The following is a 20,674-nucleotide window of genomic DNA, read 5'->3' on the forward strand; positions in this document are numbered from 1 at the left end:
ACCGGGGGTGGTTTGACAGGCGCATCGGCCGTCCTGGTACAGTCCGGAGCTATGCAGCGTGCATATTTCTGGTTTAGCAGGTCGGCCCGGGGTGGGTCGGTCGGCGTGACCACGCGCTGACTTCTTCACCTACGAGCCGGATCCAGACCGGCTCGTCGGAATCTCAGGTTCTCTCGGGTCGGAATCCGCACCACCGAGAACAGGAACCATCGATGAGCCCCAGCACCGGAACCGCGACCAGCGGAATCTCCACGTCGAATCTCGACGAACAGCGCACCGTCAAGGTCAGCCCCCTCGTCGCACCCTCCGAGATCCGTGCCGAGTACGCACCCGACGCCGTCGTCGCAGCGACCGTCCGCTCGGGTCGCGCCGGCACCGTCGACATCCTCAACGGAGCCGACGACCGCCTCGTCGTCGTGGTCGGCCCCTGCTCCGTGCACGACCCCGCCGCCGCGATGGACTACGCGCGCCGCCTGGCCGCCAAGGCCGAGGAATTGCGCGACGACCTGCACGTCGTGATGCGCGTGTACTTCGAGAAGCCGCGCACCACGCTCGGATGGAAGGGCCTGCTCAACGACCCGCACCTCGACGGCACCTTCGACATCAACACCGGCCTGCGCATCGGCCGCAAGCTGCTGCTCGACGTCTCCGGTCTCGGCCTGCCCGTCGGCTGCGAGTTCCTCGATCCGATCCTTCCCCAGTACTACGCCGACCTGGTCACCTACGGAGCCATCGGCGCCCGCACCGCCGCGAGTCAGGTCCACCGCCAGCTGTGCAGCGCGCTGTCCATGCCCGTCGGCATCAAGAACTCCACCGAAGGTGACGTGCAGGTCGCGGTCGACGGCACCCGTGCCGCAGCGGCCAGCCACGTCTTCCCCGGCACCGACCTCGACGGTCAGGCTGCGCTCATCGAGACCGTCGGCAACCCGGACTGCCACGTCATCCTGCGCGGTGGTAGCGCGGGACCGAACTACGACGCCGAGACCGTGGCCGACACGATGGCCCGCCTGCGCAAGGCCGGTCTGCCCGAGCGTGTCGTCATCGACGCGAGCCACGGCAACAGCCGCAAGGACCACAACAAGCAGGTCGACGTCGTCACCGATGTCGCCGAGCGCATCGAGGCCGGCGAGAAGGGCATCGTCGGACTGATGCTCGAGAGCTTCATCGAGGCGGGACGTCAGGACCTGACCCTCGGCGAGGCCGACAAGCTCGACTACGGCAAGTCGATCACCGACGCGTGCATCGACTGGGACACCACCGCCGCGCAGCTCGACCGCCTCGCGCAGGCCGTGCGCACCCGTCGCGGCTGAACCGTCTGCGGCGCGAAGGGCCGGCGGAGTCGTCAGCGATGGCGAACCGCCGGCCCTCGTCGGTCCGGTAGCGTCGTTTCCATGGCTACGAACAGGTTGTCGATCGTCGTGCCGGCCCACAACGAGGAGCGTTACATCGCGCAATGCCTCGCGGCGCTGCTCGCCCAGAAGTCGGAGATCCACGAAATCCTGGTCGTGGACAACAATTCGACCGATCGCACGGCGCAGATCGTCGAAGCCATCGCCGCCGGCAAGCCCCTCGTGCGACGGATCGTCGAGTCACGGCCGGGTGTCGGATTCGCGCGTAATGCCGGATTGGACGCGGCCACGGGAGATCTCATCGGACGGATCGATGCGGACACGCGGGTTCGTCCCGGCTGGGCGCACACCGTCCGCAGCTTCTTCGCCCGCGACGACACCGCGGAGGTGGGAGCGATCAGCGGACTCAGCAACTCTTACGATTCCCCCTACCGCAGGCTCAAGCAGTGGTACATCGACAAGCGGGTGGCGCAAGGAACATTCGGTGGGGAACGGCGGATCGACAACCTGCACGGCGCGAACATGGCACTGCGTCGGTCCGCGTGGGAGCAGGTCCGCGACGCCGTCAGTACCGACCCGAAGATCCACGAGGACATCGACCTCGCACTGTGTCTCCGCGAAGCGGACATCGAGATCGCCCAGCTCACCGAACTGTTCGCCGACGTGTCGCCGCGCCGGGCCTATACACCGCCGAGCGAGTACGAGGCCTACATCCGGTCGGGCATCGACACTTTCGAACTGCACGGCAGGCTCACGCCGCAGATCCGCAAACTCATCCGTCTGCAGTCGCGTCTCCACGTGATCGTATATGCGGCATACCGGCCCTACGATCGCGAGCTGGGCAGGTTCACCCTCCGGCGCGCGATCTTCGGCTCACGCGGACGTGCCATGCCGATCGACATGCAGGAACGCACGACATCTCCGTGACGACGGCGGCCGGGACGCCACGGGGCGTCCCGGCCACAGCCGTGGGAAGTGCTCACCTCATGTCACGTCAGGGGCGTGAAGTCGCGGCTGCCCAGATAGGACGGACGCGGCTTCGACGCGGCGAACGGTTCGACAAGCGTGTTCTCGACGCTGTTGAACACCACGAACAGGTTCGAACGCGGGAACGGCGTGATGTTCCCGTTCGAACCGTGCATGCAGTTCGAATCGAAGACCGTCGCCGAGCCCGCCGGGCCGGTGAACGTCGCGATGCCGTGCTCGGCCGCCAGCCGGGTGAGGGTGTCCTCGTCGGGCGAACCCGTCGGCGGAACATGGGTGACCAGCGACTCGCGGTAGTAGTCCTCGGGCGTCTCGCCCGCGCACGAGACGTACGTCCTGTGCGAACCCGGCATGATCATCAAACCGCCGTTGTAGCCGTAGTTCTCGGTCAGAGCGATCGAGATGCTCAGGGCACGCGGCTTGGGCATACCGTCCTCGGCGTGCCACGTCTCGAAGTCCGAATGCCAGTAGAACGGGCCGCCGCGGAAGCCGGGCTTGACGTTGAGCCGCGACTGGTGGACGTACACATCGGATCCCAGCAGTTGCCGTGCGATACCGACGATCTCGGGCCTGCGGATGATGGAGTCCACGAGATCGCTGAGCCGGTGCACGTCGAAGACCGAGCGGACATCGCCGCTGCCCTGTTCGCGGACCACACGGTCGTCGTCACCGAGCTCCCGGCCGAGTCGTGCGGTCTCCTCCAGAAGGTTTCCCACATCGTGTGCGGCGAGAAGTCCTTCGGCGGTGTGGAACCCGCGGCGGTCGTATCCGGACACGGCCTCGGCGTCGAGCGGCCCGCCGTCGGCCGAACCCCAGACGACGGGATCCTTCCTCTCGACGGACTCGCAGGCGGTGCGACCGCGGGTCGGATAGTCGTCGCGAACGATCGTGCGCATAGCTCGTAGATCACCCTCTCGAAAGTCGATGACGGTTCGCTTCCGACGTTCCCATTGAAAATGCCGGAATGCAAGCCGGACCCCGGCATGTCCGCATGCCCGGGTCCTCGCTCAAAACTCCTGGTCGAATCGAGTTTTGTTCCGGAACCGGGCGGGTACCCGGCGGGGTCGCGACGGTTGGCAGTCGTGAGCGTCAGCGGTGTTCTCGGTATGCGCGAGGGGTGTTTCCGGTCCATCTCTTGAACGCCCGGCGGAAGGCGCTCGGCTCGGAGAAGCCGAGCCGGGACGACAGATCGTCGACCGCCTCACCACGTCTCAGCCCCGCGATCGCGAGGTCGCGGAGGACCTCCTCGCGCAACTGCCCCAGCGACGTCCCCTCCTGACGGAGCAGCCGGCGCAGATGGGGAGGGCTCACCGCGAGCCTGCCGGCGATGTCCTCGGCGGTCGCCGTCCGGCCTTCGATGCCCGACTCGAAGATCCGCCGCACCTGGGACGATACCGTCGACTCGTACTCACGTTCGGAGAGAATGAGATTCGGGGAATCGCGCAGGTACTCCTCGAGCGATTCCTCGGTCTGCACGAGCGGCGACTTCAGCGCGGCATTGTCGATCTCGAGTGCGGCCCGTCCCGCGCCGAAGGTCACCGGCACACCGAAGATCGCGTCGTAACTGCGGGCCAGGACGGGATCGGGTTCGGTGTACGGCAGGAAGACCGATTCGAGGGGGACGCGCCCGCCCACCAGCCACGCGGCGAAGCGGTGCAGCAGCATGAGAAGGAAATCCACCACCACGCGGGTCTTGTCGTCCACGACCTCCGGCAGTTCCACCTCCAGGAAGGTGGTGGACGCACCCGGGGTCAGGCTCAGTTGCGGCAGTGACCGGATGACATGGTTCACCTCGATCATCCGTTGCAGAGCGTGATCGAGATCGGGCCGATGGATGAGGGTCAGGCACATCACCCGGAAGGTGCCGCGGGGCACGGGAGCTTCTGCGATGCCGAAGAGTTCGTCGTCGGTGATCTGCCAGACCACCTGGGTGAAGCGACTGACCTGGGCGGGCGTGAGCCGCGCATGGGGATGGGTGAGGACCGCGCGGCTGATGCGCGCTGCCTCGAGGGCCGGTTGCAGATCGATGCCCTCCTCGGCTCCCACCCGTACCGCTCGGGACACGAAGTCCGACGGGATGGTCGGTCGCAACATCTAGCGTGCCTCCTGCAATCCGTTCAGACGTGCCACCGCTTCGGTGAGCACCTCGTCCCGCTTGCAGAATGCGAAGCGCACCAGATGATTCCACGACGCGATGTCGTCCACGAAGACGCTCACCGGTACCGCGGCCACCCCGATGCGGCCCGGAAGCTCCCGGCAGAAGGCCACCGCGTCGGTCCGGCCGAGCGGTGTCAGATCGGCACACACGAAATACGTTCCGGCGGAGTCGAACACCTTCAGGCCTGCCTCGGAGAGTGCGTGGGACAGGAAGGTTCGCTTGCGTTCGAGGTCGGCACGCATCGACGCGATCCAGTCCTGTTCGTGCGTCAACGCATGTGCGACCGCCGGTTGGAACGGCGCTCCACCGACGAACGTCATGAACTGTTTCGCGGCGCGCACCCCGTCGATCAGTTCGCGCGGGCCCATCGCCCACCCGATCTTCCATCCGGTGACGTTGAAGGTCTTGGCGGCACTCGAGACCGTGATCGTCCGTTCGGCCATGCCGGGCAACGATGCGAGCGGGATGTGCGTACGGCCGTCGAAGACCAGATGCTCGTACACCTCGTCGGACAGCACCAGCAGGTCGCGTTCGCAGGCGAGCTCGGCCAGGGCGGTCAGCGCTTCGCGGTCGTAGACGGTGCCGGTGGGATTGTGCGGACTGTTGACGACCAGCATCCGTGTCCGCTCGGTGACGGCGGCGCGCAGGGCGTCGACGTCGAGCACGAAACCGTTCCCGGAACGGGTCAGCGGCACGGTCCGGCGCGTCGCGCCGGCGAGCGCCACCGACGCCGCGTACGAGTCGTAGTACGGCTCCGTGAGGAGCACCTCCTCGCCGGGTTCGACGAGCCCGAGGATCGCGGCGCTGATCGCCTCGGTGGCGCCGACGGTGACGAGCACCTCGGACTCGGGGTCGTGGTGCAGGCCGTACCGCGCGGCGCGGTCGGCGGCGACGGCCTCGCGCAGGACCGGCATGCCGGACCCGGGCGGGTACTGGTTGACCCCCTCGGCGATCGCGTTGCGGGCGATCTCGAGCATGGCGGGTGGGCCGTCGACGTCGGGAAAGCCCTGCCCGAGGTTGATCGCGCCGTGCCGCACGGCGAGTTCGGTCATCTCGGCGAAGATCGTCGAGGCGAACGGTCGTAGCCGGGAGACCGTACGAACTCGTCCCGAAGTCGTCGAATCAGCCATTCCTGCAGCGTAGCGCCCGCGGTGTCACATCCGTGCGGCCTGCCTCGTCTCCATGATGTAGGCCACCTCGAACCGGCGGAGTATCCGTCGGTCGCACCGGAAGGACACCGTCATGGCACGCCTCGAAGCCGTCGCTCCCGACCGCACCGGTCCGATGACCCGTGCGATGTATGCGCTCGCCCGCCGCAGGTTCGGTTCGGTCCCCGAACCCTTCGCGGTGACGGCGCACCATCCGAGGTTGATGCGTACGAGCGGAGTCCACGAGATGCTCGCCCAACGCGCCGCCACGGTCCTGCCCGCCGCGGTCCGGGAGATCGCGGTCTACCGCGTGGCGTGGACCGTCGGATGCTCGTGGTGCATCGACTTCGGCACGATGCTCCAGCGGCTGGACGGACTCGACACCGAACGACTCGCCCACATCGCCGAGTACGAGACCTCCGATCTCTACAGCGACGACGAGAAGGCCGCGATCGCGTACGCCGACGCGATGACCGGCGACGTGGCGAAGGAGGTCACCGACGAACAGGTCGCCGACCTCGAACGTCGTTTCGGGCCGGCGGGCGTCGTCGAACTCACCTATCAGATCGCGCTCGAGAACATGCGTGCGCGCATGAACTCGGCGCTGGGCATCCACGATCAGGGATTCAGCACAGACGCCTGCCGGGTGCCGTGGGCCGACGAAGCCGGGAACGCATGACGCCTAGTCGAAGATGCCGTCGGGCAGAAGGACTCCGCGTCTGAGCTTCTCGGGGTTCGCGATGTCGTAGGCCGCCCAGATCCGTCCGTCCCGCACGGTCCACGCCGTCACGCGCGGAGGAAAGCCCGGCCGACCGTCCTCGGCCGGGCGACCGCGGTTCAACAGACCCAGCTCGCCGTTGACGAGGACCGGTTCGAAGGCCGTCAACGCCTCGGCACCGTAGAGCCGCAGCAGTCCGAGGATGAACCGCGCGACCTTCTCGGCGCCGACCACGACGTTCAGCGCGGTGCGCGTCGTGCCGCCGGCGTCCCCGATCATGCGGGCGTCGGGATGGAGCGCGGCGACGACGGCGTCGAGGTCGGCGCCCGCGAACGCCGCGACGAGTCGCCCGACGGCCTCCTCGTGTTCGGCCGGTGAACTCGGCGGTGGAACGGCCGAGACCGTCCGGCGGGCGCGGGAAGCCAGCTGGCGGGCGGTCGGGGTGGCGACGTCGAGGATCCGGGCGATGTCGTCGAACGGGATGTCGAACGCGTCGTGGAGCACGAACGCGACGCGCTGGGCCGGTGTCAGATTGTCGAGGACGACCAGGGCCGCGAGGCGGTTGTCCTCATCGCGCACGATCTCGTCGAGCGGATCCGGGGGAGCAGGGGAACCGAGGGGCGCGACGATCGGTTCGGGCAGCCACTGGCCCACATAGGTCTCGCGGCGCACCGCGGCCGAGCGCAATCTGTCGAGGCACAACCGTCCCACGACCGTCGTCAGCCAGGCACGCAGGTCGCGCACCTCGGAGACATCCGCGCCCGCAAGTCGCAGCCATGCGTCCTGCACGGCGTCCTCGGCGTCGGCGATGCTCCCGGTGAGGCGGTACGCCACCGACAGCAGGTGGGTGCGGTTCTCCTCGAACGTCTTCTGGGTGCTCTCGTCGAGCATGGGGACGATGCTAGACGCAAACGGCCGCGGGGCGAAGGGGTGTGGATCGCCCGTACGGATGCCGCCGGACGCCTATTCTCGTCCTCGAACGGAAGGGGCGCCGTGGGCAAATACGACATCAAGCGTGAGCACCGTGAGCTGTACACCTGCTCGACCGAGGATTTCACCGAGGTGCACGTCCCCGAGTTCGGTTACCTCGCCGTCGACGGCAAGAGCGATCCGAACGGTTCCGACGAGTACGCCGACGCCGTCGAGGCCCTCTACTCGGTGGCGTACACCCTGAAGTTCACCTCCGAGAAGGAACTCGGCCGGGATTTCGTCGTCGGGCCCCTCGAAGGTCTGTGGTGGAGCGAGGACATGAGCACCTTTCTCACGCGGGACAAGGACTCCTGGTCGTGGCGCATGCTCATCGCGCAGCCGCCCTGGATCACCGACGACATGGTGGACGACGCGATCGCAGCGGCGGGCGACAAGGCCCGCGCGAAGAAGAAGCCGCTCCCGTCCCTGTCGCGTGTGCGGCCGTTCCGGCTGACGGAGGGCAGGGCGCTGCAGATCCTGCACATCGGACCGTACGACGACGAGGGCCCCGTCCTGCAGCGCCTGCACACGCAGGTGATGCCCGAACGAGGGTTGGCATTCGCCGGCGACCACCACGAGATCTACCTGTCCGACCCTCGCCGCACGGCCCCCGAGAAACTGAAAACGATTCTGCGTCAACCTGTCGCAGGTATACAGGAGCGATGATGGCCGCCACCAGTGCAGGTCTGCTGTTCTACCGCATCGACGAGACCGGTCTGCTCAGCGTGTGGCTCGTCCACCCCGGTGGTCCGTTCTGGAAGGGGAAGGACGAAGCGGCCTGGTCGGTGCCGAAGGGGGAGTACGACCCGGAGGAGGATCCCCGGGAGGTCGCCCTGCGCGAGTTCACCGAGGAATGCGGGATCGAACCGCCGGACGTACCGCTGTCGTTGCTCGGTCGCTACCGGCAGTCGTCCGGCAAGATCGTCAGCATCTACGCGGGAGAGACGACGGACGAGTTGCAGTTCGTCGAAAGCAACACGTGCGAGGTCGAATGGCCGCCGAAGTCCGGTAAGCGGATCACGATCCCGGAGGTCGACGATGCCCGGTGGGTCGTCGCCGCGGACGCCGAGACGAAGCTGCACAAGGGGCAGCGGCAGGTATTGGAAGCGCTGCGTGCGCGATTGGACGACGAAGGCCGGTACTACCGCGTCGAGCCGTAGTCCGGCAGCACCATCGGAACGAGGAACTGCCGGGCGATCGACGCGAGGGCCTCGTCGTCGTCGATGTCGACGACCTGGCTCGGCGTGGTGAGGAACGACGCCGACATACGGACGAGCATCTCTGCCACCAGGTCGGTGTTCAGGTCGGCAGCGACCGTTCCGGCGCGTTGTTCGCGCTGCAACTGCCCCGCGACGAACCGGCGGACGGCGGCGAGCATCGTTCCGTCGTCGCCACCGATCGCGCCGGCGAACAGCCCCGGTTCGGTCTCGAGCAGATTGCCGATCAGTCTGTTCGTGCGGATGACGCGCAGCGCGCTGACGAATCCGAGGACCACGCGGTCGGCCACGGTGTCGGCCTGGGCGATGTCCTCGAGGAAACGCAGGAAGTAGCGGCGGAACTCGCGCATGATGACCTCGTCGACGAGGGCATCCTTCGATTCGAACTTGCGGTACAGGGTGATTCGCGACAGCTTCGCGCGGCGGGCGATCTCCTCCATCGAGGAGCGTTGGATGCCGGTCCGGCAGAACTGGTCGTAGGCGGCATCGAGCAGACGCACACGAGTTTCGTCGATCTCGATACCCATGACGGATTCGTCCGGAAAGAGAAGTGCGTCCTGAAAAGCACGTTCCAGCAACGATGTCGATTCGGCAGGGGGCGGTGGGGAGGCGGGTGAGACCGCTCGGGAAATCGGCGACGCAGAATCCACATGTCCTCCTCGAAGGCCAGAGTTTACCGTTCCGGTCCTGTCGCCGACCATGCCGAGCAGTGACATTTCACGATTCATCGTGACCCGAGCCACGGTGTGGTTCCATGTTACAGAGAAACTCCAGATGTTTCATTGCTACATCCACGAGTCGTAGGGGAGTGACAGTATGGATAATCCGAGCAGGCGCGACGTTCTGAAAACCGGTGGCCTCCTCGGTGCACTGGGCGCGTTCGCGGTGGCGACACCGGCACAGGCCCGACCCTGGAGGTGGTCGCCCGCAGGATCGATACCGGGTACGGGGAGCGGTGCCGATCCGCGACAGGTATGGGACAACGAGGCCGACCCGCTCGTCGCCTCGTTGCTCGAGCGCGGCGACGTACCGAGGGTCAACGAGCTGCTGCGCACCTGGAAGAAGAACTCCCAGCCGCTGCCCGAAGGGCTTCCGAACGACCTGCGCGACTTCATGGAACACGCCCGGCAGCTTCCGACCTGGGCCGATCCGGCGAAACTCGAGACGGCCGTCCGCTTCAACGAGAAGCGCGGGCTGTACCTCGGTGTGCTGTACGGATTCGTGAGCGGGATGATGAGCACGGTCATCCCGAAAGAGGCGCTGGCCGTCTACTACTCCAAGGGCGGCGCGAACATGAAGGGCCGCATCTCGAAGACCGCAAAATTGGGCTACGACATCGGTTCTCGCAATGCGTATCTGGGCGACGGTGAAATGATCGTCACGTCCGTCAAGACCAGGCTCGTCCATGCCGCCGTGCGCCATCTGCTCCCGCAATCGTCGCACTGGTCCAACATGGCGCCCGAGGATGTGCCGATCAGCCAGCACGACATGATGGTCACCTGGCACAGCCTGCCCACCAGCGTGATGCGCACGTTGAAGGAGTGGAAGGTTCCGATCCCGGCTGCGGAGGCCGACGGATTCCTGCACTCGTGGCAGGTCAGCGCGCACATGCTCGGTATCGAGGATCAGTACATCCCGGCCACCTGGGACGACGCCGAATCCCAGGCGCAGGAAGCGCTCGATCCGATCCTCGCGCCCACGCCCGAGGGTGTGAAGCTCGCCGATATGCTGCTCGACCTCGGTAAGGGTCTCGACTTCACGCTCCTGACCCGCCCCATCCTCGGGGCGCTGACACGGTTCGCGCTCGGCGACGAGATCGCCGACTGGCTCAACATTCCACGCGAACCCGTCTGGGGCACACTGCTCGACGTCGCGTGGGGCCCGTTCATCGCGGTACGCGAAGGCCTGCTGCCGCTTCCGCTGGCGCCGGATGCCTACTGGACGTTCGACGAACTGCTGCGCCAGTTCGTCCTGCTGTACATGTCGGAACTGCGCCCGATCAGCATCGAGATCCCCGAATACAACAATCCCAACTATCCCTGACCCGTTCGGGGCGAGGGCCGGCACAGTCGCTGTGCCGGCCCTCGTGGTGTCGCTTCAGTTCTGTGCCGTATCCGCCTTCAAGGAATCGATGGCGGCCTGCAAAGCGGTGGTGGCGTCGTCGGCGACCTCCGCGAGTCCCGGCTGATCGGCGACCTGCACCATCATCTGTGGGTTCATCGCGTCGACCACCACGGTGTCGGGATCCTCGGGGTCGGTGCGGACCACGACGTTGCAGGGGAGCAAGAGCCCGATCTGCCGATCGACCGTCACCGCCCGGTGGGCGAGCGGCGGATTGCATGCACCGAGGATCATGTAATCCTCCAGCTCCTCACCGAGCTTGGCCTTCAGGGTGGCCTTCATGTCGATCTCGGTGAGAATGCCGAATCCCTGCCCGGCCAGTGCCTTGCGGGTGCGTTCGACCGCATCGTCGAACGAGGTATGCAGGGTGGTCGAGAGTGCGAGTGTCATGGGTGTCCTGCTTTCTCTCGGATGGGGAGGTGTCAAGCCAGGGCGAGGAAGAGCTTCTCGAGTTCGGCCTCGGTCATCGGCTCCTTGCCGTCCTGGGCCGTCTCGGTGAGGCATTCCCGCAAACCGCTCGCCACAATCTTGAATCCGGCGCGGTCCAGAGCGCGGGAGACCGCGGCGAGCTGGGTTACGACATCCTTGCAGTCACGACCCTGTTCGATCATCGCGATCACTCCGCCGAGCTGACCCTGTGCGCGGCGCAGCCGGTTGAGTACCAGTGCGATGCTGTCTTCGTCGCCGACCATGGAGGCGTCCTTTCCTAGTTTTGTAGACCAGTGTACCCCCGGGGGTATCTGGTCGGAGTGTGAGTTGTGCGACCGATGCTCAGGCGGTGGGGCCGCGCCGGACCTCTCGGCCCGCAGTCACCCACGCTCTCGTCCCGCCGGCAACGGATACCGCGGGCCGTCCGGCCGATTCGAGGATCTCGGCTCCGCGCTTGCTCCGGTTTCCCGATGCGCAGATGACGTAGACGGTCTCTCCCGGAGATACCTCGCTCACACGGGCGGACAGTTCGGGGAGGGGGATCAATTGGGCGCCGGGAACGTGGCCCTGGATGTACTCGTAGTCCTCGCGGACATCGAGCACCGGAGCTCCGGACTCCCACGCCTGGATCAGAGCGGCAGTGTCGACTTCGTGCATGGTGAACTCCTCGGTTCGGGTCTGTCGAGAATGGGTGAGTACTTCCGACTCTTCCGCTCAGCCCGCCGCCACGGCGGCGCGAGGGCGTCCTCCGAGTCGTTGCAGCGGGCAGTGCTCCCTGCGGTTGCAGGCATAGGTAGCGCCGGCGGCAACGACGGTGAGTGCCGCCGCGGCGATGCCGACACCGGGGTGGATCTCCTGGGCGAGGATGACGGAGGACATGATCAGGACGAACCAGCCGAAGCTCTTGCGCAGGGTGTCCGGATCGACCAGTGAGGTCAGGCGGCCGCCGATGACGCTGCCCACGACGGCGGCACCGGTGACCATCGCCGCCAGACGCCAGTCGATCTGCACTGTGGACAGGTAGCCGCCGAGTCCGGCGAAGGACTTCATGGCGATCACGATCAGCGAGGTACCGACGGCGACCGGCATCGGCAGGCCGCCGAGCAGTGCCAGAGCCGGGACGACGAGGAAGCCGCCGCCGGCGCCGACGAGGCCGGTGACCAGACCGACGACCACACCGTCGAGCAGGATCTTGCCGACGGGCATCGCGCGCTCGCCCTCGTCGGCCGCGGCTTTGTTCTTGCGGCCGCGGAGCATGGCGATCGCCGTGGCGATCATCATCACGGCGAAGCCGAGCAGCAGGACGGTGCCGGGGATGAAGCGTGAGAGCAGACCACCGCCGTAGGCGCCGACCATGCCTGCCAGGCCGAACAGGATTCCGGTGCGCCACTGCACGCGGCCGGCGCGTGCGTGGGAGATCGCGCCGACCGCGCTGGTGACACCCACGACCAGCAGCGAAGTGGCAATCGCTTCCTTGGCGTCCATGCCTGCGACGTAAGCGAGTAGCGGGACGGTGAGAATCGAGCCTCCGCCACCGAGCAGTCCGAGGGTGACACCGACGAGGACTGCCAGAGCTACGGTCAACGCGATCATGATCAGTTCCTCTCGGCGCGTTCTGTATTCGACCGGACCAGCTGCGCGACGATGCTCTGGGCATCACACGAGGCGCCGCGGTTGTAGGGCAGCTTGGACAGCAGCATGCCCATCGCGCAGGTGTTCGACAGTGCGGCGAAGGTCAACCCACCGCCGATTCCGGCGGCGAGCCACTTGAGCTTCGGCACGGCGATGCTGCCGAGAACCGAGCTCAGCACGAGCGAACCGGCGACGAGCCGGACCTGGCGTTCGAGATCCCAGCGTTCGGCGCCGCGGTTGACGGGCAGGCCGGCCGATTCCCAGCCGAGCATGCCGCCGGCGAGGATGTGGAGGTTGAACAATCCTGCCCCGCGCAGGGTCTCTTCGGCTTGACCGGCACGCTGTCCGGATCTGCATACCAGCACGACGTTCTCGTCGAAATGGGCACAGAACTCGTCGCGGTGCTCGCGCAGCAGGTCCAGGGGGACGTTGTAGGCGCCGGGAATGTGCACGGATTCGAACTCGCCCGGAGTGCGGACGTCGATGATCCGTACGTTCTTGCCGGAGTCGATCGACGCGTGCAAGGAGTTCGGGTCGACGGTGACAGCAGACTCGATCATGAATGGCCTTTCGATCGGGGAATCGGATGGGGCTGATAGAAGTGCCCCAGGGGGTATTCTTCGACTATCGTACACATACCCCCAGGGGTATACACAAGGAGTGTTGTCGTGTGAACTCGGGCGAGGCCGAGGAACAACTCCTCGAGTTCCTTCTCGGTGATGCGGTCGTCGCAGGCGGCGTCCTGTTCGTCGAGGATGCATCGGCGGAGCCGGTCCGAGATGATCTTGAATCCGGCGCGATGCAGCGCGTGGGATGTCGCTGCGAGCTGGATGACCACCTCGCGCAGATCGCGGTCGGTTTCGAGCATCGTGATAACCGCGGTGAGCTGGCCTTGTGCTCGGCGCAGGCGTCGCAGGGCGGCGGTATCGGCTTCCGGATTCTCCATCGGTAACTCCCTGCTCGATCCTGCGCTGCCGGGAAATCGAACCCGGATACCCCAGGGGGTACTTGACATACCCTAGGGGGTATATGCCACGATGTCTACATCGCCGGAACATCACCCGGATCCAGCAACGGAGGAATCCATGATTCTCGAGCAGTACTACATCGAGTGCCTCTCCCACGCGTCCTACCTCATCGGCGACGAGAGCACCGGCAGGGCGGTCGTGGTCGACCCCCGCCGCGACATCACCGAATACCTGTCCGACGCAAAGAAGTACGGGCTGACCATCGAAGGTGTGATCAACACCCACTTCCACGCCGACTTCGTCTCCGGCCACCTCGAACTGGTCGACGCCACAGGTGCGTGGATCGGATTCGGTGAAGCCGCCGAGACCGACTACCCGATCCGCCGGCTGAGCGACGGCGAGAAGCTCTCCCTCGGCGAGGTCGAACTCGAAATCCTGTCCACCCCGGGCCACACCTGGGAATCGATCTCGGTGTTGGTGCGCGAACACCCCGGCGCCGTCCCGACCGCGGTGCTCACCGGCGACTCCCTGTTCATCGGCGACGTCGGCCGTCCCGACCTGGTCAACCTCGGAGACGGCTCGACCAGCGATCTGGCGCGGGCCATGTACCACACCGTGCACGAGAAGTTGCTGACGCTGCCCGACGAGGTCGTCGTCATGCCCGCTCACGGCGCCGGTTCGTCGTGCGGAAAGAACCTGTCGACCGAACTCACCTCGACCATCGGGGAGCAGCGCGCCACGAATCCGTCCGTGCAACCGATGAGCGAGGACGACTTCGTCGCCCTGGTCACCGAAGGGCAGCCGGCCGCCCCGTCGTACTTCTCGGTCGACGCCGCGATGAACAAGCGGATGCACCCGCTTCTGCTGCAGGACCGCACCATTCCCGAGCTGAACCCCGAGCAGGTGAAGGCCGAACTCGAGGCCGGCACGCGTGTTCTCGATGCGAGAAGCGTCGACGATTTCGCCGCTGGGCATCTGCGCGGATCGGTCAACGTCGGGTTCGACGGGCGTTTCGCCGAGACCGGCGGCATGGTCGCCGAGGTCGGCGAGAAGATCGTGCTGATCACCTATCCCGGTGACGAGCAGGACGCCGCGGTGCGCCTGGCGCGAATCGGATCCGACGGTGCCGCAGGCTATCTGAACGTCGATCGGGACGGGACCTTCCCCGCGGAGCTGGCCGGCCTGATCGAGGCCGCACCCCGGACGACCGTCGAGGAACTCGACCGCTTGCTCGCCGCCGACGCGGTCACCCTCGTCGACATCCGCAACCCCGGTGAGCGCGAGTTCGGGACGATCCCGGGCGCGGTGCCGATCCCGTTGGCGCAGTTGCGGGCCCGTCTGGATCAGGTTCCCGCCGGCAAGCCGATCGTGGTGCACTGTGCCGGTGGATGGCGTTCGAGCGTGGCGGCTTCGCTGCTGCGGGCCCAGGGCTTCGAGAACGTCACGGACCTGCTCGGCGGCTACAACGCGTGGGCCGAATCTCACGTCCCTGCCTGATCATTCCGGCCCGGAGAAAGGAACGGAAACGATGACGACGAAGAACCTCACGATGGCGGACTTCGAATCCACCATCGTCGGCAACGATATCGTGCTCGTCGACTTCTGGGCGTCGTGGTGCGGCCCGTGCCGTGCCTTCGCCCCGGTCTTCGACAAGTCGTCGCAGGTACACCCCGAGATCGTGCATGCCAAGGTCGACACCGAGGCCGAGCAGCAGCTCGCCGCCATGGCGAACATCCGCTCGATTCCGACGATCATGGCATTCCGAGAAGGTGTGCTCGTCTACTCACAGCCCGGCGCGTTGCCGGCACCGGCTCTCGAGGACCTGATCACCCGGATCGAGGCCCTCGATATGACCGAGATCCACGACCAGGTTGCCGAACAACGCGCAGCCTCCCGCTCCTGACCCTTCGCCGGGTCCGTAGCGAACTCTCATCGAGGAGGACTCTCATGTGTTACCCCGTCGCCTGCCCGAACTGCGGAAAGACCGGATGGGGCGGATGCGGACAGCATGTCGACGCCGTCTTGCGTTCCGTGCCCGCCGCCGATCGCTGCACCTGCGGTCAGGACACCGTCCCGGCCCGCGCCGAGCGTCGAAGCGTGCGTTCGCTCTTCCGTCGCTGACCTCGGTCACAACCATGGAGACGGTGTCCGAACCGGAACCGGCCGTAGCCGTCGGCCCCGACCCGGAGGCCGGGACGTGAGCCCCAGGGCCACGCCCCGGCCTCCGGTGCTGGGCCTGCGGGCCAACGCCGCGCAGTTCACCCTGTTGGTGGTGGTCAACGCCCTGGTGGGAGGCATGGTCGGTCAGCAACAGGCCGTGCTGCCGCTGCTTGCCGAGAACGAATTCGGGCTGAGCGGTTACACATTCATTTTCACCTACGTGACCGCCTTCGGGATCACCAAGGCCGCCGCGAACTACTTTGCCGGGACCTTCTCCGACCGCTACGGACGCAAACCCGTGCTGCTGGTGGGATGGTTGTTCGCCCTGCCGGTACCTCTCATGCTGATTCTCGCCACCGACTGGTGGTGGGTGGTAGCCGCGAACGTACTGTTGGGTATCAACCAGGGGCTCACCTGGTCGACGACCGTGGTGATGAAGATCGATCTGGTCGGTCCGGCCCGGCGCGGTCTGGCCATGGGACTCAACGAAGCTGCAGGTTACGGCGCTGTCGCCGTGACATCACTGTTCGCCGGTCACCTGGCCGAGCAATTCGGTCTGCGCCCGGCACCCTTCCTGTTGGGGCTCGCGTACACAGCCCTGGCGTTGGTGTTGTCGGGTTTCTTCGTGAAGGAAACTCGGGATCACGCACTGCTCGACGCCGGGCAACATGTGGCCCGCGCCGACGGGATCCACGATCACCTTCACGCCGACCTGACCGACCGTGAGATCTTGGCCCAGACCAGTCTTCGGGAACCCGCTCTGTCCTCGGCGAGTCAGGCGGGACTGGTCAACAACCTCAATTTCGGTCTCTCAAGGGGGATTGTTCCCCTGTTGTTCGCCACCGCGGATCTCGCCGTTGCACAGATCGGCCTGCTGTTCGCCCTTTATCCAGGAGTGTGGGGCGCGGGACAATTGGTCACCGGAGCCTTTTCGGACCGGATCGGCCGGAAGCACCTGATCACCGCGGGAATGGCCGCACAGGCCGCCGCCCTGGCGGTCATCGCGCTGAGCGACGCATTCGCGGGCTGGGCGACCGGCACCGTACTGCTGGGCGCGGGCACCGCCATGGTCTATCCCGCCCTGCTGGCCGTGATCGGCGACGTCGCCCACCCGGTCTGGCGAGGCAGGGCCGTCGGCGTCTACCGCGTCTGGCGCGATCTCGGCTACGCGGTCGGGGCAGTCCTCGGCGGGATCGTCGCCGACCTGATGGGTCTGCACGCCGCCGTCGGAGTCGCTGCGGCCGTCAGCGCAACCTCCGCGCTGATCGTCGCTCTCCGGATGTACGAAACACACCGGCCGGTCGCCGCTGCTCGGTAGCAGTCAAGGCGAGCCGGGCTCGTCCGGTGACGAGTCGACAGAGATCTCGGGCCCCGGACCGGTGGGGGCGGAGGCCGCGATACCGGCACGATCGAGGGCGTCCTCGGCGACTGCGCGCCCCAGCGCGATCATCTCGGCCGCCTTGTGGAAGTCGAGACTTCGGCACGCGGTGCGCGGGACCTCCACGAGGATGTCGGGCGGATAGGCCGCCAGCTGGAACCGGGACAGCGCCGACTGCATGATGTCGAGCGACCGGTTCATCACCGCGACGCGTCCGAACTTCGGGATGAGCGCATCGTCGGCGTCGACGTCGCCAGTGTCCTCGGTGTCCTCCTCCGGCGGCTCGTCGTTCGCCGCATTGGTCGAGAACCGGTTGACCACCGACCGCACGATGTCGGTGTCGAGCATCTGGTTGGCGCTGCGCCGGAAACGTGCCTTCCATTCCTCGATGGGCCGTGCCTCGGAGCTGGCGTTCTCGGGTGATCGTGCCGAGCCCTGCTCCTCCCCACCGAGGCTGACTCCGATCGTGAGGTCGGCGGGCATGCCGACCGTCGGTGCGATCGGTAGGGGCGACAGGGTGCCGCCGTCGGTGAGGACGCGGCCATTGAGTATCACCGGCGTGATGACACCGGGTATCGCGATGGACGCCCGGATCGCAGCGTGGACGGGACCTCGCTGGAACCAGACGGCGCGACCTGCTGCGAGGTCGGTGGCTACTGCGGTGAACGGAATCGGGAGTTCCTCGATCACCGCATCGCCGAGGATCTCCCGCATCTTGGACAGGATTCGTTCGGCGCGGATCGCGCCGGGGGCCGAGACCGACAGGTCGAGAAGGCGCACCACATCCATCTGGGACAGACCCGTGGCCCATTCGGTGTACGGGTCCATCGCGCCTGCCGCGTAGACGCCACCGACCAGCGCGCCCATCGAAGCGCCTGAGACTCCGACAATTTCGAGGCCACGTTCCTCGATCGCCCGGATGGCGCCGATATGGGCGTATCCGCGGGCACCGCCACTGCCGAGGGCGAGTGCCACGCGTGTCCGTCCGGCCATGGGTCCGATGGTACGCAGCACCCTCACCGATATCCGACGGGAGCGCAGTCGTCGTGTCGCGCACAGCGCCGGAGTTCGGAAGAATGTTCGGCGGTCGCACTGCACACTGGAGCCTGTGGGTGGATGGACGACATCGCGCCCCGTACCTATCAGCGAAGGAGCCGCATGCGTTTCGGACTGTTCGTTCCCCAGGGTTGGCGCCTGGACCTCGTCGGCATCGAGCCCTCCGATCAGTGGCAGGTGATGCGCGACCTAGCGGTCCGCGCCGATCGCGGCCCGTGGGAGTCGATCTGGGTGTACGACCACTTCCACACCGTCCCTGAACCCACCGACGAGGCCACCCACGAGGCATGGAGCCTCGTGTCGGCCTTCGCCGCCGTCACCGAGCGCGTGCGCATCGGCCAGATGTGTACCGCCATGGCCTACCGCAACCCCGCCTATCTCGCGAAGGTCGCGGCCACCGCCGACATCATCTCCGGTGGGCGCATCGAGATGGGGATCGGTGGCGGATGGTACGAACACGAATGGCGCGCATACGGTTACGGATTCCCGTCGCCGGGTGAGCGGCTGCGCCGACTCGACGAGGGCGTGCAGATCTTCCGACAGGCGTGGACCACGGGTTCCGCGACGTTCTCGGGTAGGCATTACACCGTCGACGGAGCCATCGTCCGTCCGCTTCCGCTGCAGGACGGCGGTATTCCGCTGTGGATCGCCGGCGGCGGCGAGAAGGTGACCCTGAAGATCGCCGCGAAGTACGCGCAGTACACCAACTTCGACGGCACACCCGAAGGGTTCGCGCGCAAGTCGGAGATCCTGCGCGAGCGCTGCGCCGAGGTCGGCACCGACTTCGACGCCATCGTGCGATCGGCCAACTACAACGTGGCGATCGGCCGCACCGAAGCCGAGGTGCAGGACCGGCTCGAGGCACTGCGGGCCCGTCTCGAACCGATCGTCGGAGCGGAGAAGGCCGACGGGGCGCTCGATGCCTTCCGGGGGATGCCCGCCGTCGGCACCCCCGAGCAGATCGTCGAGAACCTCACCGCGCTGAAGAAGCAGGGGCTCGAGTACGCGATCTTCTACGTTCCCGAAGCCGCCTACGACACCTCGGGGCTGGAACTGCTCGAGAAGGAAGTGCTCCCGCACCTCGCGTGATGCCCACTGCCCCTGAGACCTAGAGGGGCCAGCCCTCCACGGGTCCGGGTGGGTCGTCGGCGGACAGTCCGGCGACCCACACGTCCCGCGGCACGCCCCGCTGGAGCAGGCCGTTGCGGGCGATGCCCTCGTACCGGAACCCGACCCGTCGTGCGACGGCGGCGGAGGCATGGTTGCCGACGAAGGCACGCCACGCGACCCGCGGGACGTTCATGCCGTCCTGCGCGAACGCGAAACCGCATGCCAGGCGCACCGCGGCGGTCGCGAGTCCGTGGCGCCGCGTCGTCGGTGCGATCCAGTACCCGATCTCCGGGTCCGAGCCCTCACGCGGAACGAATCCGACCATGCCGCGCAATACTCCGTCCGCGGCGGTGCGCACGGCCCAGTCGGGCCATCCCTGGGCCCACTTGGCCGGAACGACGTCCTCGACGAAGTGCAGCGCGTCCGCTCGGGCGTAGGGGGAGGGCACGGTGGTCCACCGGGCGATCAGCGGATCCCGGCACGCCTGGGTGATGGCGTCGACGTCGGCCGGACCCGGTGGCGAGAGCACCACCGCGCCGTCGGTCAGCGTGCGTACGTCCATGTCACCGCAGTCCTGTGTCACCGCATCTCGGGCGGCAGTTCCTTGCTCGCCAGTTCGAGGCGACGCTCGTCGGTGGCGTCGATCTGGTCCACCATCTTCAGCTTGTCCTTCAGCACGCGCCACTCCACCTCGGGGATCTGCGCGACCGCGTCGGCAATGATCTTCTGATCACGGGTACCCCAGGCGATCGGCATGGGGCCCACCATCTGCCAGACCCCCGAGTCGTTGCGGGTCGTGCGGTCGGACAGGACCGCGGCACACGGCACCCGCTCACCGATCGCGATCCGGTGACCCGGCACCGCCTCCACGTTGCGGGTGACCAGGGCGAAGTGCCGACCGGACGTCTCGGGCTTGGCGATGTCGACCAGCGCGAGCAGCGTCAGCCCGCGGGCACGCTTGGCGGCGACGACGGCCGGGACGAGCGGGCTGTCGCGGTAGAGCTGCTCGATGGTCCCCACCTTGCGCGGCGCCCACAATGCCACCCACACCGACGTCGCTGCCGCGATCGCCAGCACGGCGGCGACGATGTACGCCCAGGCCTCGCCGAGCAGGAACAGACCCACCGCACCCGCGACACACACCAGGCCGACGAATATCGCCGACCACCGCAGACGACGGACATCCGCGAGGGTCTGGTTCACGGCCTTGGCATGGGGCAGGTCCACAGGGAAGTCGAAGCGGCGCACGCCACCAGCTTATGGGAGCCCTTCGGCCG

Annotated in this window: 23 protein-coding genes and 1 pseudogene; 10 read left to right on the plus strand and 14 right to left on the minus strand. The window is 66.9% G+C overall.

The features are described from left to right. Positions 1-212: 212 nt before the first annotated feature. Entirely contained in the window at positions 213-1,310 is a 1,098-nt protein-coding gene (locus tag LPH33_RS04395) for a 3-deoxy-7-phosphoheptulonate synthase (RefSeq protein ID WP_160873775.1), read from the plus strand. Between the two features lie 81 nt (positions 1,311-1,391). Beyond that, on the plus strand, positions 1,392-2,276 hold the full coding sequence (locus tag LPH33_RS04400) for a glycosyltransferase (protein WP_229567254.1): 885 nt from the start codon (positions 1,392-1,394) through the stop codon (positions 2,274-2,276). Positions 2,277-2,338: 62 nt separating this feature from the next. Here the strand turns inward: LPH33_RS04400 and thpD are convergent, their stop codons facing one another. The 3 genes from thpD to LPH33_RS04415 all read right to left on the minus strand — a co-directional run bounded on the left by thpD (position 2,339) and on the right by LPH33_RS04415 (position 5,621). Then, a complete protein-coding gene (thpD, locus tag LPH33_RS04405; protein ID WP_016695669.1) occupies positions 2,339-3,229 on the minus strand; it encodes an ectoine hydroxylase in 891 nt (296 codons plus the stop codon). A gap of 193 nt (positions 3,230-3,422) precedes the next feature. Then, positions 3,423-4,427: an AraC family transcriptional regulator gene (locus LPH33_RS04410; RefSeq protein WP_026061800.1), complete on the minus strand. Its 1,005-nt coding sequence runs from the start codon at positions 4,425-4,427 to the stop codon at positions 3,423-3,425. Then, positions 4,428-5,621, minus strand: coding sequence for a pyridoxal phosphate-dependent aminotransferase (locus tag LPH33_RS04415; RefSeq protein WP_160873778.1), 1,194 nt, complete (start codon positions 5,619-5,621; stop codon positions 4,428-4,430). A gap of 112 nt (positions 5,622-5,733) precedes the next feature. Here LPH33_RS04415 and LPH33_RS04420 point away from each other — a divergent pair, with 112 nt between their 5' ends. Next, the gene (locus tag LPH33_RS04420; RefSeq protein ID WP_229567255.1) at positions 5,734-6,318 is read left to right on the plus strand and encodes a carboxymuconolactone decarboxylase family protein; all 585 of its coding nucleotides are present in this window, start codon (positions 5,734-5,736) and stop codon (positions 6,316-6,318) included. A gap of 3 nt (positions 6,319-6,321) precedes the next feature. Here the strand turns inward: LPH33_RS04420 and LPH33_RS04425 are convergent, their stop codons facing one another. After that, a complete protein-coding gene (locus LPH33_RS04425) occupies positions 6,322-7,248 on the minus strand; it encodes a sigma-70 family RNA polymerase sigma factor (protein WP_016695665.1) in 927 nt (308 codons plus the stop codon). Positions 7,249-7,350: 102 nt separating this feature from the next. On the opposite strand from LPH33_RS04425, the gene LPH33_RS04430 reads away from it, so the two are divergent. Both LPH33_RS04430 and LPH33_RS04435 read left to right on the plus strand, forming a co-directional pair. Continuing rightward, positions 7,351-7,992 carry a GyrI-like domain-containing protein gene (locus LPH33_RS04430; protein WP_160873779.1) on the plus strand — a complete coding sequence of 214 codons (642 nt, stop codon included), beginning with the start codon at positions 7,351-7,353 and terminating at the stop codon, positions 7,990-7,992. Further along, complete coding sequence (locus tag LPH33_RS04435; RefSeq protein ID WP_088897872.1) at positions 7,992-8,486, plus strand: NUDIX domain-containing protein; 495 nt, start codon at positions 7,992-7,994, stop codon at positions 8,484-8,486. Before LPH33_RS04430 ends, LPH33_RS04435 begins: the two co-directional genes overlap by 1 nt. Here LPH33_RS04435 and LPH33_RS04440 read toward each other — a convergent pair. Next, positions 8,468-9,070 (minus strand): TetR/AcrR family transcriptional regulator, encoded by a 603-nt coding sequence (locus LPH33_RS04440; RefSeq protein WP_082937732.1) that lies wholly within the window; start codon positions 9,068-9,070, stop codon positions 8,468-8,470. The two genes, LPH33_RS04435 and LPH33_RS04440, sit on opposite strands and share 19 nt — an antisense overlap. Before the next feature lie 289 nt (positions 9,071-9,359). Between LPH33_RS04440 and LPH33_RS04445 the strand changes: the two genes are divergently transcribed. Beyond that, the gene (locus LPH33_RS04445) at positions 9,360-10,586 is read left to right on the plus strand and encodes an oxygenase MpaB family protein (protein WP_229567256.1); all 1,227 of its coding nucleotides are present in this window, start codon (positions 9,360-9,362) and stop codon (positions 10,584-10,586) included. Between the two features lie 54 nt (positions 10,587-10,640). Here LPH33_RS04445 and LPH33_RS04450 read toward each other — a convergent pair whose 3' ends face one another. The 6 genes and pseudogenes from LPH33_RS04450 to LPH33_RS04475 form a co-directional block, all read right to left on the minus strand. After that, positions 10,641-11,054 (minus strand): DUF302 domain-containing protein, encoded by a 414-nt coding sequence (locus LPH33_RS04450; RefSeq protein ID WP_016695660.1) that lies wholly within the window; start codon positions 11,052-11,054, stop codon positions 10,641-10,643. A 32-nt stretch (positions 11,055-11,086) separates the two neighbouring features. After that, entirely contained in the window at positions 11,087-11,356 is a 270-nt protein-coding gene (locus tag LPH33_RS04455; protein ID WP_016695659.1) for a metal-sensitive transcriptional regulator, read from the minus strand. A gap of 79 nt (positions 11,357-11,435) precedes the next feature. Beyond that, positions 11,436-11,750 carry a rhodanese-like domain-containing protein gene (locus LPH33_RS04460; RefSeq protein ID WP_064852828.1) on the minus strand — a complete coding sequence of 105 codons (315 nt, stop codon included), beginning with the start codon at positions 11,748-11,750 and terminating at the stop codon, positions 11,436-11,438. A 57-nt stretch (positions 11,751-11,807) separates the two neighbouring features. Then, on the minus strand, positions 11,808-12,686 hold the full coding sequence (locus LPH33_RS04465) for a sulfite exporter TauE/SafE family protein (protein WP_229567258.1): 879 nt from the start codon (positions 12,684-12,686) through the stop codon (positions 11,808-11,810). A gap of 2 nt (positions 12,687-12,688) precedes the next feature. Further along, a complete protein-coding gene (locus tag LPH33_RS04470; protein ID WP_064852759.1) occupies positions 12,689-13,285 on the minus strand; it encodes a rhodanese-like domain-containing protein in 597 nt (198 codons plus the stop codon). Between the two features lie 119 nt (positions 13,286-13,404). Next, a pseudogene (locus LPH33_RS04475) lies at positions 13,405-13,671 on the minus strand (metal-sensitive transcriptional regulator); the annotation flags it as partial. A gap of 139 nt (positions 13,672-13,810) precedes the next feature. On the opposite strand from LPH33_RS04475, the gene LPH33_RS04480 reads away from it, so the two are divergent. From LPH33_RS04480 to LPH33_RS04490, 3 genes are all read left to right on the plus strand, one after another. After that, positions 13,811-15,190 (plus strand): MBL fold metallo-hydrolase, encoded by a 1,380-nt coding sequence (locus LPH33_RS04480; RefSeq protein ID WP_064852757.1) that lies wholly within the window; start codon positions 13,811-13,813, stop codon positions 15,188-15,190. Positions 15,191-15,221: 31 nt separating this feature from the next. After that, positions 15,222-15,596 carry a thioredoxin gene (gene trxA / locus LPH33_RS04485; protein ID WP_016691289.1) on the plus strand — a complete coding sequence of 125 codons (375 nt, stop codon included), beginning with the start codon at positions 15,222-15,224 and terminating at the stop codon, positions 15,594-15,596. Positions 15,597-15,890: 294 nt separating this feature from the next. Continuing rightward, positions 15,891-17,171 (plus strand): MFS transporter, encoded by a 1,281-nt coding sequence (locus LPH33_RS04490; protein ID WP_229567259.1) that lies wholly within the window; start codon positions 15,891-15,893, stop codon positions 17,169-17,171. A 3-nt stretch (positions 17,172-17,174) separates the two neighbouring features. Here LPH33_RS04490 and LPH33_RS04495 read toward each other — a convergent pair whose 3' ends face one another. Further along, the gene (locus LPH33_RS04495; protein ID WP_229567262.1) at positions 17,175-18,224 is read right to left on the minus strand and encodes a patatin-like phospholipase family protein; all 1,050 of its coding nucleotides are present in this window, start codon (positions 18,222-18,224) and stop codon (positions 17,175-17,177) included. A 165-nt stretch (positions 18,225-18,389) separates the two neighbouring features. On the opposite strand from LPH33_RS04495, the gene LPH33_RS04500 reads away from it, so the two are divergent. Then, complete coding sequence (locus LPH33_RS04500; protein WP_160873785.1) at positions 18,390-19,376, plus strand: LLM class F420-dependent oxidoreductase; 987 nt, start codon at positions 18,390-18,392, stop codon at positions 19,374-19,376. Positions 19,377-19,395: 19 nt separating this feature from the next. On the opposite strand, the gene LPH33_RS04505 is transcribed toward LPH33_RS04500, so the two are convergent. Together LPH33_RS04505 and LPH33_RS04510 are read right to left on the minus strand one after the other, a co-directional pair. Continuing rightward, positions 19,396-19,959 (minus strand): GNAT family N-acetyltransferase, encoded by a 564-nt coding sequence (locus tag LPH33_RS04505; protein ID WP_229567265.1) that lies wholly within the window; start codon positions 19,957-19,959, stop codon positions 19,396-19,398. Positions 19,960-19,976: 17 nt separating this feature from the next. Continuing rightward, positions 19,977-20,645: a DUF3239 domain-containing protein gene (locus tag LPH33_RS04510; RefSeq protein ID WP_016691294.1), complete on the minus strand. Its 669-nt coding sequence runs from the start codon at positions 20,643-20,645 to the stop codon at positions 19,977-19,979. Positions 20,646-20,674 lie beyond the last annotated feature (29 nt).

The sequence above is a fragment of the Rhodococcus sp. RDE2 genome, from assembly GCF_020885655.1.
Lineage (GTDB): Bacteria > Actinomycetota > Actinomycetes > Mycobacteriales > Mycobacteriaceae > Rhodococcus > Rhodococcus pyridinivorans.